Raw genomic sequence first — 12,512 nt, 5'->3', positions numbered from 1 at the left:
AATTCCTGACTATTTAAGTCAACTATAAGCCCTATCGATTCAGTCAACCATTAAAGCCGACCAGAGGCGTTGGCGCACTCGGCTAAAACTGGCCTTCAGACATCATCAGTTTTGCATTTTTCGCCACGAACAACCTTTTGCGTCTCGGTCAGAACACCACGAAGGATATTCATCTCCAGCTTGGTGATTGCACTGCGCCCATAAAGCCTGCGTAGGCGAGACATGAGATGGCGAGGCTTCTCGGGATCGAGAAAACGAATATCGATAAGCGTTTCCTCGAGATGGCGATAGAACAGCTCCAACTCCTCAACAGTGACCAGCTGGGTATTGAGCATGGCCGTACTTTCGACCTTGTTCATCTTGGTGGGCTGCCCTTGAAGGGCCAACCATGCCATGCGTACCTCGTAGACGAGCACCTGTACCGCAGCCGCAAGATTCAGAGAGCCAAATTCCGGATCAGAAGGAATATGAACATGAAAATTGCAGCGCTGAAGCTCTTCATTCGTCAGACCTGCATATTCGCGACCAAATACCAGCGCCACCTCCCCACCCACCTCGGCATGCTGCAGCGACGTTTGTGCGCACTCACAGGGATCGAGCAGCGGCCAGGGGATACGGCGATCCCTTGCGCTGGTTCCCAGAACAACGCTGCACCCTGTCAGCGCATCTTCCAGAGTTTCGACAACACAAGCATTATCCAGCACATCCGTGGCACCGGATGCGCGCGCTACGGCATCGCCATGGGGGAACTGCTCAGGCTGCACCAGATACAGCCGCTTCAATCCCATGTTCTTCATGGCGCGAGCCGCACCGCCAATATTGCCAGGATGGCTTGTGTTAACTAGGACAACGCGTATGTTCTCGAGCAAGTAGCACCCCCTCTTTAAAGGTGCGAATCTTACCGGACCCCTTTGCGCAAAACCATTCATGCCGACAAGGCAACCGCTCTCTGCATTCTTTTCTGCTAGAATAACCGGCTTTCTTTTACAACCAGGTGGTTTCTCATGCAGCCCATGCTGAACATTGCGCTGCGCGCAGCTCGTAGTGCCGGTGAATTGATCTTTCGCTCAATCGAGCGCCTGGACCTCATCGCTATCGACGAAAAAGGCGCCAACGATTTCGTGACCGAGGTCGACCGGGCCGCCGAACAAGCTATTTTCAACGTTTTACGCAAGGCTTACCCCAACCACGGCTTTCTAGGCGAGGAGTCCGGACTCATCGAAGGTCAGGGTGATGGCGCTGATTATCTGTGGGTCGTCGATCCGCTGGATGGAACCACCAACTTCATTCATGGCGTCCCGCACTTCTCTGTCAGCATCGCGTGCAAGTATCGCGGCCGCATCGAGCATGCCGTTGTATTGGACCCGGTTCGTCAGGAAGAATTTACCGCCAGTCGCGGACGTGGCGCCGCTCTCAATGGCCGACGCTTGCGTGTCAGCACTCGTAAAAGCCTTGAGGGTGCATTGATCGGCACTGGCTTCCCGTATCGCTCCAGCAATATGGACTACCTGGATAATTATCTAGGCATGTTCCGCACCCTGAGCACCCAAACCGCAGGTATTCGCCGCGCGGGATCTGCTGCATTGGATCTAGCTTATGTGGCCGCTGGTCGATTCGACGCCTTCTGGGAAATGGGGCTATCCGAGTGGGATATGGCAGCAGGTGCGCTACTGATTCAAGAAGCTGGTGGTCTGGTCAGCGACTTCAATGGCGGCCATGACTACCTTGAAAAAGGTCATGTAGTAGCAGGCAACACCAAGTGCTTCAAGGCACTGTTGACTACGCTGCAACCTCATCTACCCGCCTCACTGAAGCGCTGAATGAAAACCGCCCACTGATGTGGGCGGTTTCGTTTTACTTGACTACTTTCAGGCTAGGCCGCCCTTGCGGCTTGCCTGGTGCGGACTTAGGCGCAGAACCTTCCGGCTTACCCTTGGGATCATCATCTGGAGAAGAAGGCTCCAGATCAAACACCATCCCCTGCCCATTTTCGCGCGCATAGATAGCCAGAACAGCTTGGGTGGGCACATAGAGACTATGGGCTACACCACCAAACCGCCCATCGAAACTCACGGCTTCGTTATCCATGTGCAATTGGCGAATAGCTCCTGGCGCAACGTTGAGAACAATCTGACCGTCACTGGCATAGCCCGGCGGAACCAGCACATTCGGATAGTCCGCATTGACCAGGATATGCGGTGTGCAATCGTTATCCACGATCCACTCATACAGCGCCCGAATCAAATAGGGACGGCTTGAATTCATTATGTTCCTCCTATCAGCGCATCTCGCGCTCAACTGGCGACAAGCTCGCCTGAAAGGTATCGCGGACGAAATGGCGATCCATATAATCAAAAATCGGCTTGGCTTGTCGCGGCAACTCAACACCCAGGCCAGGTAAACGCCAGAGCAAAGGCAATAAATAGCAGTCAACCAAGCTCATTTCCTCATTTAAGAAGAATTTCTTGTCTGCAAAAAGAGGAGCAACCGAAGTAAGACTGCTGACGAGCTGCCGGCGGACCTGCTGAACATCACCACTTCCTTTTTGCTGACTCATGATGAGATCAGCGTTGTCGCACCAATCCTTCTGGATGCGATGCATGAGCAATCGCATCTGTGCTCGAGCAACAGGGTAAGCCGGCAATAGCGGAGGATGGGGATAACGCTCCTCCAAATACTCCAGCACGATGGTCGAGTCATATAACACAAGATCACGATCCTGCAGAACAGGTAGCGTTCTGTAGGGATTCGCATCAGCCAGTGCTGCCGGATACCTGGCAGGATCGATATCTTTAACCTCCACATCGACCTGCTTCTCGGCAAGCACAAGGCGAACACGATGCGAGTACGGATCCCTAGAGTCAGAAAAACAGGTGAGACGCGTTACATTAGCCATACACTTCTTCGCTGTGCAGCCCCAAACAGGGCAAACGATCGCACCTCACGGCACAGATCCCACTAAAAACAGACATCATTGGACGTCTTTCCAATATTCTCGCTTGAGCAGGTAGGCAAATACAAAAAGAATTGCCAGATACGCCAGAACATAAACGCCAATCCGCTCAGCCTTTTCTTTATTCGGGTCCGCTGAATACGCTAGAAAAGCCACAAGATGGCGAACCGTTTGGTCAAACTGCTCAGCGGTTTGCGATCCTGTCCCTGAAATGACAACAAGCTCCCTGCAACTGCCTGCGCTATTCTCTTCTACAGGCAGACAGGCCTGACGGCCCTGCAAAGCGCCCAGGACATTTGGCATGGCTACATTGGGGTATACGAGGTTGTTCACGCCCCAGGGCCTGGAGGGATCTTCATAAAATCCTTTGAGATAGTGATACAGCCAGTCTTCCCCTCGAACGCGAGCCACCAGCGTCAAATCAGGAGGTACGGCGCCAAACCAGCCCATTGCATCCTCAGCACGCATACTTGAAGTCATGTGATCGCCTGGCTTGGCCTCAGTAAAAATCAGTGTTTTTTGTAGAACATCCTCAGGAATGGAAAGGTCCCTAGCTACATGCTCATAACGCTGATACTGGGCGCCATGACACCCCATACAAAAATTAACAAAGGTGCGCGCCCCTTCCTGAAGGGCGGCCTTGTCAGAAAGGTCAACGCGAACCTTCTCAAACGGAACATTTTCCGCCCCCTTCAGGGCTAATGGCATACACGTGAGCACCAGCAATGCCATTAGCCTGAACAGCATCACCTTACTACCCTCTCAGGTACCAGACCTACCCGCTCGACACGGGTGTAAAACGGCATGAAGACGAAATAGCCAAAGTACAGCACAGTAGCCAAGCGAGATAGAAAAATCCGTTCAGACGTAGGGGGAAGAACCCCTAGTACGCCAAGCGCTACAAAGGCCATACAAAAGAGCAACAGCGCCAATCGGCTCATCCATCCTTTGAAGCGCATCGACTTTACAGGACTGCGATCTAGCCAGGGCACCACGAATAGGACGGCAATAGCTGCTCCCATAATCATGATGCCGGCCAGCTTGTCAGGCACAGCTCGAAGCATCGCGTAAAAAGGCGTGAAATACCAAACTGGAGCGATATGCTCAGGCGTCTTCAGCGGATCGGCAATTTCAAAATTCGATCTCTCCAGAAAATAACCACCACCTTCAGGAAAGAAGAAAACCACGCTACAGAAGATAAAGAGAAAGACCGCCACACCCATTAGGTCTTTGACGGTGTAATACGGATGAAAGGGAATACCATCAAGCGGCTTACCCGTTTCATCAAGGCTTTTCCGGATATCCACCCCCAGCGGATTATTGGAGCCCACTTCGTGCAGAGCAAGAATATGCAGCACCACCAACCCGACCAGCAGTAGTGGCAGCGCGATAACATGCAGCGCAAAGAAGCGATTGAGCGTAATACCTGAAATTAGGTAATCGCCGCGTATCCATTGCGCCAGGTCTTCGCCCACCACAGGAATGGCGCCAAACAGAGCGATGATTACCTGAGCCCCCCAATAAGACATCTGCCCCCAAGGCAGCAGGTATCCCATGAACGCCTCGGCCATGAGCAGAAGATACAGCAACATGCCAAAGACCCAGACTAACTCGCGCGGCTTTTGGTAAGACCCATAGAGCAGGCTTCGAAACATATGCAGGTAGACAACAATAAAAACAGCTGAGGCGCCTGTTGAATGCAGATAACGAATGAGCCAGCCGTAATCGACATCGCGCATGATGTATTCAATTGAAGCAAAGGCACCTGCTGCCGTGGGGGTATAGCTCATCGCCAACCAAATGCCTGTTACCAATTGGTTGAACAGGACAAGCAAGGCCAGGGATCCAAAAAAATAAAGGACATTAAAGTTCTTGGGTGCGTAATAGTGGCTTAGGTGCTCGCTCCATAGACGCGAAGCAGGAAACCGAGCATTTAGCCAAGCCTTCAACCTGCTCATCCCGCCTCCTTTTGACTCATACCTATCACAATAATATGCTCAGACTCGTAAGCATAAGGCGGAACCGCCAGGTTGAGCGGCGCAGGCTGTGCCTTGTACACCCTTCCAGCCAGGTCATAGCGCGAGCCATGACACGGGCAGAAATATCCTCCCAACCACTCCATTCCGAGGTCAGCAGGAGCAACTTCCGGCCTAAAGATGGGAGAGCAGCCCAGATGAGTGCAAACACCTACCACGACCAGCACATCCGGCCTGATTGAACGCAAGCGACTGTTTACATAATCGGGCTGTATTGAGTCATGAGAATCAGGGTCAGCCAGCTGATTTTCCAACCTCGACAGGCGCTCCAATGCATCTGCGCCACGTCTGAGTACAAAAACAGGCTGACCACGCCATTCAATGACAATTTGCCGCCCCGGCTCCAACTTGGAAATATTGACCCTTATCGGAGCGCCAGCGGCTTTCGCCTTGGCACTTGGAGACCATGATTTAATAAACGGGATAGCGGCGCCAGCGACCCCCACTGCGCCTATTACCGAGGTTGCCGCCACCAATAGTCGGCGACGCCCCTGATTGACACCCCCATCACTCATTCAAAGCCCCTTCGGCCACCACCACCCAAGCCATGTCACGCGAAGGCAGAGGATACTTAAATTCAACGAGAGAACCTATTCATATGCTTTAGCCAAACCTGCCCAAACATAGCTAGGCAACAGACGCAGGGCAAAAAAAAACCCAGTCTCGAAAGAGACTGGGTTTTGCAAGCGAAGCTGCTGGAGCTTAACGCTTGGAGTACTGCGGACGCTTACGCGCTTTACGCAGACCGACTTTCTTACGCTCAACTTCACGCGCGTCACGAGTGACATAACCCGCCTTGCGCAGAGAGCTGCGATAGGTTTCGTCGTATTCGATCAGAGCACGAGTGATACCGTGACGAATAGCACCGGCCTGGCCGCTAACACCGCCACCCGCAACAGTTACGTACACGTCGAACTTCTCGAGGGTTTCAGTCAGCTCAAGCGGCTGACGAACCACCATGCGAGCTGTTTCACGACCGAAGAATACGTCGATGTTACGATTATTGATGGAAATTTGGCCAGTGCCCGGACGCAGGAAAACGCGAGCGGTAGCTGTCTTACGACGGCCAGTACCGTAATTTTGAGTCGCCGACATTATGTACTATCCCGTTTAAATCTTCAGTTCTTGAGGCTGCTGAGCGGTATGCGGATGAACGCTACCTTTGTAAACCTTCAGCTTACGATACATGTCGCGACCCAGTGGGTTCTTCGGCAGCATACCTTTGACTGCGGTTTCGATAACGCGCTCAGGAGCACGAGCGATCAGCTTTTCGAAGTTGATCGACTTGATACCACCCGGGAAGCCGGAATGGTGGTAGTACATCTTGTCGGTAGTTTTGGCGCCAGTTACACGAACCTGCTCGGCATTGATAACGACGATATAGTCGCCAGTATCAACATGAGGAGTGTATTCCGGCTTATGCTTGCCACGCAGACGGCTAGCAATTTCAGTAGCCAGACGACCCAGGGTCTGGCCGGCAGCGTCGACGACATACCAGTCGCGCTTAACAGTTTCCGGTTTTGCTGTGAAGGTTTTCATTCGTTATGGCCTCAGGGCCGCCTGAAAAAAGACGGCAAATCTTACAGAACAGTACGATCCTTGACAAGTCAAGGGCAGCCGGAAACAGACGCTAATCGGGGGCTCGGGTCAGCGCGTCCGCTACGGCGAAAATCGACAGGCTAGGCATCCCCTGTCAATAAAGCTGCGGAATTATGACGATTACTGTGAAAATATCAACTGTTATCACATCAAGAAAGGAAATTAAATGAAGTATCGTAGTCTTGGACGAACCACTATCAGCGTCAGCGAACTTTGCCTGGGCACCATGACCTGGGGAGAGCAGAACACTCAGGATGAAGCTTTTGCTCAAATAGACCGGGCAGCGGAACATGGCATCAATTTCATGGATGCCGCCGAGATGTATCCTGTCCCGCCGCGACCAGAGACCTATGGCCAGACAGAGCGCATTATCGGAAATTACTTCAAGAAACGAGGCAACCGTGACCAATGGATCCTGACCAGCAAGGTTGCAGGGCCGGGCAATAACATTTCCCACATCCGTGACGGCAACCTCAAGCACAACCGGCAGCACATTGTCGCGGCGCTGGAAGGTAGCCTTGAACGTCTGCAAACGGACTACATTGATCTTTATCAATTACATTGGCCGGACCGAGAAACCAATTTTTTCGGCAAGCTGGGCTATGTCCATAACGACAAGACGTTTACGCCGCTTGAGGAAACGCTTGAAGTCTTGAATGAGCAGGTCCAGGCGGGAAAGATTCGCCATATCGGACTTTCCAATGAGACACCATGGGGCACGATGCGCTTTCTTCAACTGGCGGAAGAGCGCGGCTGGCCACGTGCAGTCACCATTCAGAACCCCTACAACCTCCTGAACCGATCCTTTGAAGTAGGTTTGGCGGAAATCGCTATCCGCGAGCAATGCGGGCTCCTGGCCTATTCGCCACTGGCATTTGGCATGCTGACCGGAAAGTATGCCAACGGCGCAAAGCCGGAACACGCACGCCTGACACTGTTCAGCCGCTTCACTCGCTACAACAACCCTGAAACGATGCGAGCTACCGAACAATACGTTCAGCTAGCCAAGCAGCACGGCCTTGATCCTGCACAAATGGCACTGGCTTACGTTACCAGCCGTCCATTTGTTACCAGCAATATCATTGGAGCGACCTCTCTGGAGCAGCTTCAAAGCAATCTCGACAGCATAAATCTGACGCTATCGGAGGAAGTGGTCGCAGGCATTGAGGCCATTCATAAAATCCAACCCAATCCAGCGCCCTAACGGAAAAGCGCTTTCCCTCAAGAAAGCGCTTACGCTACGAGAATAAATCACTCTGATCCTCAAGCTGACCTGATGTCTGAGAAGACTTGTCTCGCCGAGAAGCCAGTCGATCAGCCAATCGGGTCGGCTCGGGCAGACGGTGTTTACGCACGCACGCCATAACCAGTTCCGGTGCTGTTTTCAAACTGACCCGATTACCGGGCGACACGATCAGAGGCTTTACCTTGTCCTTGCTGCGTAAAACAGTGCCAATCAACTCTCCCTTGGCAAGCAGGTCCACTTGAGAGCCCCGCGTTTCTGCCAAAGGCTCATGGCTTCCCGTCAGGATTTTTTTCGCAACCCCTATCGTTGGCAGTCCTGTAACGACCCCCAAGTGGGCAGCAATACCCAAGCGCCTTGGGTGAGCAATCCCGTGACCATCGCAAAAGATCAGGTCCGGGGTTTCAGGCAGTTCCGATAAGGCCTGCAGAACCGCAGGCAGCTCCCGAAAGGAAAGCAACCCTGGAATGTAAGGCATATTGGTGGGGATACGAGCTACCGCCTGAGCAATGGGATCCAATGTTTCAGCATTGAGCAGGATGGCCGCAGCACGGGTCACGGTGCCCTCCTCCTCAAAGCCTACATCCACGCCAGCAATCAGACGCAGCGAAGGAAAGTCATCCTCCAGCCTGACCTGCTTGGCCAGCTCAATCTGCTGTTTGCGCGCAGCGGCGGGCGTGCCGTCCCACTCATTGAAAGGTGAAGTAGCCACATTGACTCCTGTCGTTACCATTACGGTATTCGAACCGGATTGGATGCAGCCAGTTCCAGATAGCAGCAGGGCCGCTCTTGCGACCCCCCTGAATTTTATGGCTTATGCGCTCTCGACAGATATTCGTGGGATTGCATTTCCAGCAAACGGCTCAGCGTACGCTGAAATTCAAACTCGAGCCGTCCACCTGCATACAGATCCTTAAGCTCAACTTCTGCCGACAGGATCAATTTAACGTTACGGTCGTAGAACTCATCGACCAGGTTGATGAAGCGACGCGCCATATCGTCTTTCGTTGCATTCATCTGCTCGACGTTGGAAACCAGTACCGCCTGGAAGATCTTACCCAGCTCAATGTAGTCGTTCTGGCTACGAGGACCGTCACAGAGCTCTCGAAACTCGAACCAGGCTACATCGTCGCACGTCTTGCGTGGTTTGATCTCCCGGTTCTCGATAACCAACGGCTCACCAGTTGATGCACTACCGCACTCCACCGTAAGCGCCTTGAAACTTTTGGCCATTTCCGTCTCGGCCTGCTCCGTTAACGGCCAGTGATAAAGCTCAGCCTGCTCCAGCGCACGCAAACGATAATCCACACCGCTGTCGACATTGACGATTTCGGTGTGCTGCTTCAGCAATTCAATCGCAGGCAGGAAGCGGGCGCGCTGCAATCCATCCTTGTAAAGCCCATCAGGGACGATATTGGAAGTTGCCACTAGCGACACGCCGTTTTTGAACAGCTCATCCAGCAGCGTTGCCAGAATCATGGCGTCGGTAATGTCCGATACGAAAAACTCGTCAAAGCAGATGACACGAGCTTCATCCGCAAAGCGCCGACCAATGATGGTCAATGGGTTCTTCTCACCTTTTAGCGTCTTCAACTCCTCATGCACTCTCTTCATGAACCGATGAAAGTGGGTACGCATCTTCTTGTCGAAGGGAAGTGAGTCATAAAAGGTGTCAACCAGATAGGTCTTGCCGCGCCCTACCCCGCCCCAGAAATAAAGCCCCTTTACAGGGCCAGCGGGCTTTTTACCCAAAAGACGGCCTAGCAACCCAGGCTTGCTGTCTGCCTGGCTAACCAGGTCATCATAAAGCCGCTGAAGATGCTTTACCGCCTGCTCCTGAGCAGGGTCATGAAAAAAGTCGGGACGTTCCAGATCGGCCTTGTAGCGCTCTAAGGGTGTCATGACAGGCTGCATAGATTCGAAGGGGAGCTCACTTTAGCGGCGAGCTTCCAAGTTGACAATTAACGAGGCAAGCGGCTTAAGCCGCCCGCCTCGGCGATAGGCGCCATTACTCGGCAGTCATTTCCACCAATGCTTCACGCAAGGCATCAACAGCGTGTTGACGCTCATCGGCATTAGCGAAGTCCGGGCTTTCTGCCACAGGCTCGCCAGCCAGCCATACCGTGAAGCATAGCTCTTCTGCCTTGATTTCCAGCTGCCCAGCCTCGCTCTGGAGGCGCTGCGTCATCTGCCCAGCGGTTTTTGGATCCGCAAAGGCGCGAGAAAGCAGCAGTTGAGAGCCATCGGCGGCCAGTAGTCTGAAGCGGAAAGTACCATCATGTTCGCGGAAGCTAACGAAACGCGCCCGCTTCGCGGCCTTTTTCTTGGTCTTTTCAGTCTTGACCTGGGCATTCAGGGAGCGAAGCCCCACAGCCTCGCGCAACTCACCCAGGAACGGTGTAGCTATCTTACGCGCCTTGGTAGCACCGGCCAGAAGAACGTCTTCAATGTCGTCTGGCTTGGCAATCAATGCATTGTAATGCTCTCTTGCCTCGCCCAGCTCTGCCTCCAAAAGCTGGAACAGACGCTGCTTGGCCTCCCCCCAAGCCAGACCACCCTGCAGATCATGACGGAACTCGGCCGTCTGCTCGGCTGTAGCAAATGCCTGATAAAGCGTAAACAAATGAGCGCTGCCCGGATCTTTGGGTTCGCCCGGCTCTCGCGAATCAGTGACGATACGGGCAATCGCCTCCTTGAGCTGCTTGGTGGTCCCAAAAAGTGGGATCGTGTTATCGTAGCTTTTGGACATCTTGCGACCATCCAGCCCCGGCAGAGTGGCAACCGTCTCCTCGATAAGCGCTTCAGGCAGCTCAAAGAAATCCTTGCCGGCACCAAACAGATGATTGAAGCGTTGAGCGATGTCACGTGCCATTTCAACGTGCTGGATTTGGTCCCGACCTACCGGTACTTGATGAGCGTTAAACATCAGGATGTCTGCTGCCATCAGGACCGGGTAGCTGTATAGCCCCATCGTGACGCCAGCATCCGGGTCTTCGCCAGCAGCGACGTTCTTGTCAACGGAGGCCTTGTAAGCATGAGCGCGGTTGAGCAAGCCTTTGGCGGTGACGCAGGTTAACAGCCATGTCAACTCCGGTATTTCCGGAATATCGGATTGGCGATAGAACGTGACCCTTTCAGGGTCAAGACCACACGCCAGCCATGTAGCAGCAATTTCAAGGCGAGAGCGTTGAATACGCAACGGATCATCGCACTTGATCAAGGCGTGATAATCCGCCAGGAAATAAAACGAGTCGGTATCGGCCGAGCGACTGGCTACAATGGCAGGACGGATAGCGCCTGCATAATTACCAAGGTGAGGAGTACCGGTTGTGGTAATACCGGTCAGAATACGTGTGGTCATGGCGTATGGTGCATTCTCATCTAGGGCGGCCAGTATCAGGCATGGCCGCCAATTACGGCGTCTTCGGACGCAACGGCTTAATCAGTCCAGTCGAGGCTGGACCAGCGCTTTGAGGTCGGTCAGTTTGCCATGAAAGAAATGGCTGCATTCAGGGACTTTGATCAACTCATGGCGCTGCTGCAACGCTTCAGACCAGGCATAGACCTTTTCCGGCGTGACGACTTCATCGGCCTCGGGCTGAATGACCGTCAAAGGGCAGCGCAGCGGTAGCTTACCTTCAATATCGAAGCGTTCGACAGAAGGAGCCAGCATGAACAGACGAGTCAATGCCTGCCCGTCTCCTTCCAGACGCCCTGCTAGGCATCCCGCCACACAGGCACCGAATGAAAACCCCATGACGGTTAAAGGTACCCCTGGGTGCTGCCTTATCAACCACTGTGCAGCCGCATAGGCATCATCAATCTCACCTGCTCCCTCACCGTAGCTTCCAGCGCTTTGTCCTACGCCTCGAAAGTTGAAACGTAGCGTGGAAAAGCCTGCATCCCTTACAGTACGTTGCAGCGTAGAAATGACCTTATTGTGCATAGTCCCGTCAAACAGGGGATGCGGATGGCAGATGATCGCTACGCCACGGGCGTCAGGCTGATCAAGATGCAAGGCTTCGAGTGGCCCTGAAGGCCCTTCGATCGAAACTGGATTTTCTCGTGTAGACACACCTGAACTCCGTGACCCTCTATCGGGTCGACTCGTCTAGCTCGTTGACTGCGCTCACTATTTAACATGGGACAGTGTACAAGCGCAGCAAGAAGCCGTTACCGTAATGCAAAAGACGTTCAGAGAGGAAGATTCGTGGACCAGTCCCTGACTATTTGGCTAATGCCTGTTATTGCCCTGCTCGTTGGTATAGGCATCGGCTTTCTGATTGCGCGCCTGATGCCTGGCACCGCGCCCAACCGAGTACAACGCCAGCTTGACGAGCTTCAGCAGCGCTTTGACAGTTATCAACATGAGGTCACTAGCCACTTCAGCACAACGGCAGGACTTGTGAAAAAACTCACCCAGAATTACCAGGATGTGCAGCGTCACCTTTCCGAAGGTGCGGATCGCCTGGCTCTGGACGAGTTGACACGCCAGCGCCTACAAGCGGCCCTGCATAGCCATGACAACTACCCATCACCACGCGACCGTCTGGACGGTCCTGCAGAGGCGCCCAAGGACTACGCGCCAAAGGGCGATACTGACAGCGGGCTGGATGAGGCCTACAGCCTTAAGAATCATCGTTGAAAAGATAAATAAAAAGCCCGGCAATAGCCGGGCTTT

General features: G+C 53.4%; 15 protein-coding genes. 3 read left to right on the top strand and 12 right to left on the bottom strand.

Annotated elements, in window-relative coordinates; translation table 11 throughout:
• Positions 1–95 precede the first annotated feature (95 nt).
• Positions 96–869 (bottom strand): tRNA (cytosine(32)/uridine(32)-2'-O)-methyltransferase TrmJ, encoded by a 774-nt coding sequence (gene trmJ, locus PLU01S_RS10340; RefSeq protein WP_074827957.1) that lies wholly within the window; start codon positions 867–869, stop codon positions 96–98.
• A 135-nt stretch (positions 870–1,004) separates the two neighbouring features.
• Between trmJ and suhB the strand changes: the two genes are divergently transcribed.
• A complete protein-coding gene (gene suhB, locus PLU01S_RS10335; protein WP_010797316.1) occupies positions 1,005–1,820 on the top strand; it encodes a type III secretion system regulator SuhB in 816 nt (271 codons plus the stop codon).
• A gap of 34 nt (positions 1,821–1,854) precedes the next feature.
• Here the strand turns inward: suhB and PLU01S_RS10330 are convergent, their stop codons facing one another.
• The 7 genes from PLU01S_RS10330 to rplM form a co-directional block, all read right to left on the bottom strand.
• Positions 1,855–2,265: a ClpXP protease specificity-enhancing factor gene (locus PLU01S_RS10330; RefSeq protein WP_074827954.1), complete on the bottom strand. Its 411-nt coding sequence runs from the start codon at positions 2,263–2,265 to the stop codon at positions 1,855–1,857.
• A gap of 13 nt (positions 2,266–2,278) precedes the next feature.
• Entirely contained in the window at positions 2,279–2,896 is a 618-nt protein-coding gene (locus tag PLU01S_RS10325; RefSeq protein ID WP_074827950.1) for a glutathione S-transferase N-terminal domain-containing protein, read from the bottom strand.
• 75 nt (positions 2,897–2,971) lie between these two features.
• Positions 2,972–3,700, bottom strand: coding sequence for a cytochrome c1 (locus PLU01S_RS10320; protein WP_139208861.1), 729 nt, complete (start codon positions 3,698–3,700; stop codon positions 2,972–2,974).
• Positions 3,700–4,911, bottom strand: a complete 1,212-nt coding sequence (locus PLU01S_RS10315) for a cytochrome b (RefSeq protein WP_074827947.1) — start codon at positions 4,909–4,911, stop codon at positions 3,700–3,702. Before PLU01S_RS10315 ends, PLU01S_RS10320 begins: the two co-directional genes overlap by 1 nt.
• Entirely contained in the window at positions 4,908–5,504 is a 597-nt protein-coding gene (gene petA, locus PLU01S_RS10310) for a ubiquinol-cytochrome c reductase iron-sulfur subunit (protein WP_074827943.1), read from the bottom strand. The genes PLU01S_RS10315 and petA overlap by 4 nt, the downstream gene beginning before the upstream one ends.
• Positions 5,505–5,691: 187 nt before the next feature.
• Positions 5,692–6,084 (bottom strand): 30S ribosomal protein S9, encoded by a 393-nt coding sequence (rpsI, locus tag PLU01S_RS10305; protein ID WP_010797310.1) that lies wholly within the window; start codon positions 6,082–6,084, stop codon positions 5,692–5,694.
• Between the two features lie 15 nt (positions 6,085–6,099).
• Positions 6,100–6,528 carry a 50S ribosomal protein L13 gene (rplM, locus tag PLU01S_RS10300; RefSeq protein ID WP_010797309.1) on the bottom strand — a complete coding sequence of 143 codons (429 nt, stop codon included), beginning with the start codon at positions 6,526–6,528 and terminating at the stop codon, positions 6,100–6,102.
• Between the two features lie 226 nt (positions 6,529–6,754).
• On the opposite strand from rplM, the gene PLU01S_RS10295 reads away from it, so the two are divergent.
• Positions 6,755–7,792: an NADP(H)-dependent aldo-keto reductase gene (locus PLU01S_RS10295; protein ID WP_074827938.1), complete on the top strand. Its 1,038-nt coding sequence runs from the start codon at positions 6,755–6,757 to the stop codon at positions 7,790–7,792.
• Between the two features lie 34 nt (positions 7,793–7,826).
• Here the strand turns inward: PLU01S_RS10295 and nfi are convergent, their stop codons facing one another.
• From nfi to PLU01S_RS10275, 4 genes are all read right to left on the bottom strand, one after another.
• Complete coding sequence (gene nfi, locus PLU01S_RS10290; RefSeq protein WP_173869115.1) at positions 7,827–8,564, bottom strand: deoxyribonuclease V; 738 nt, start codon at positions 8,562–8,564, stop codon at positions 7,827–7,829.
• 74 nt (positions 8,565–8,638) lie between these two features.
• Positions 8,639–9,733 (bottom strand): cell division protein ZapE, encoded by a 1,095-nt coding sequence (gene zapE, locus PLU01S_RS10285; RefSeq protein WP_037030784.1) that lies wholly within the window; start codon positions 9,731–9,733, stop codon positions 8,639–8,641.
• Positions 9,734–9,839: 106 nt separating this feature from the next.
• Positions 9,840–11,192, bottom strand: a complete 1,353-nt coding sequence (locus PLU01S_RS10280; RefSeq protein ID WP_074827929.1) for a tryptophan--tRNA ligase — start codon at positions 11,190–11,192, stop codon at positions 9,840–9,842.
• An 81-nt stretch (positions 11,193–11,273) separates the two neighbouring features.
• Positions 11,274–11,906, bottom strand: a complete 633-nt coding sequence (locus tag PLU01S_RS10275) for an alpha/beta hydrolase (protein WP_074827927.1) — start codon at positions 11,904–11,906, stop codon at positions 11,274–11,276.
• A gap of 135 nt (positions 11,907–12,041) precedes the next feature.
• On the opposite strand from PLU01S_RS10275, the gene PLU01S_RS10270 reads away from it, so the two are divergent.
• A complete protein-coding gene (locus tag PLU01S_RS10270) occupies positions 12,042–12,476 on the top strand; it encodes a Z-ring associated ZapG family protein (RefSeq protein ID WP_074827924.1) in 435 nt (144 codons plus the stop codon).
• The last annotated feature ends 36 nt before the right edge of the window (positions 12,477–12,512 follow it).

Source organism: Pseudomonas luteola NBRC 103146, from assembly GCF_002091675.1.
GTDB classification, from domain to species: Bacteria; Pseudomonadota; Gammaproteobacteria; order Pseudomonadales; family Pseudomonadaceae; genus Chryseomonas; species Chryseomonas luteola.
The sequence above is the reverse complement of the archived record's forward strand: the minus strand, read 5'-3'. Positions and strand labels throughout refer to the sequence as shown.

Coding starts and splice junctions, on each gene's coding strand:
- suhB (WP_010797316.1), top strand. CDS start 1,005: ATGCAGCCCATGCTGAACATTGCGCTGCGCGCAGCTCGTAGTGCCGGT.
- PLU01S_RS10330 (WP_074827954.1), bottom strand. CDS start 2,265: ATGAATTCAAGCCGTCCCTATTTGATTCGGGCGCTGTATGAGTGGATC.
- PLU01S_RS10325 (WP_074827950.1), bottom strand. CDS start 2,896: ATGGCTAATGTAACGCGTCTCACCTGTTTTTCTGACTCTAGGGATCCG.
- PLU01S_RS10320 (WP_139208861.1), bottom strand. CDS start 3,700: ATGCTGTTCAGGCTAATGGCATTGCTGGTGCTCACGTGTATGCCATTA.
- PLU01S_RS10315 (WP_074827947.1), bottom strand. CDS start 4,911: ATGAGCAGGTTGAAGGCTTGGCTAAATGCTCGGTTTCCTGCTTCGCGT.
- petA (WP_074827943.1), bottom strand. CDS start 5,504: ATGAGTGATGGGGGTGTCAATCAGGGGCGTCGCCGACTATTGGTGGCG.
- rpsI (WP_010797310.1), bottom strand. CDS start 6,084: ATGTCGGCGACTCAAAATTACGGTACTGGCCGTCGTAAGACAGCTACC.
- rplM (WP_010797309.1), bottom strand. CDS start 6,528: ATGAAAACCTTCACAGCAAAACCGGAAACTGTTAAGCGCGACTGGTAT.
- PLU01S_RS10295 (WP_074827938.1), top strand. CDS start 6,755: ATGAAGTATCGTAGTCTTGGACGAACCACTATCAGCGTCAGCGAACTT.
- nfi (WP_173869115.1), bottom strand. CDS start 8,564: ATGGTAACGACAGGAGTCAATGTGGCTACTTCACCTTTCAATGAGTGG.
- zapE (WP_037030784.1), bottom strand. CDS start 9,733: ATGACACCCTTAGAGCGCTACAAGGCCGATCTGGAACGTCCCGACTTT.
- PLU01S_RS10280 (WP_074827929.1), bottom strand. CDS start 11,192: ATGACCACACGTATTCTGACCGGTATTACCACAACCGGTACTCCTCAC.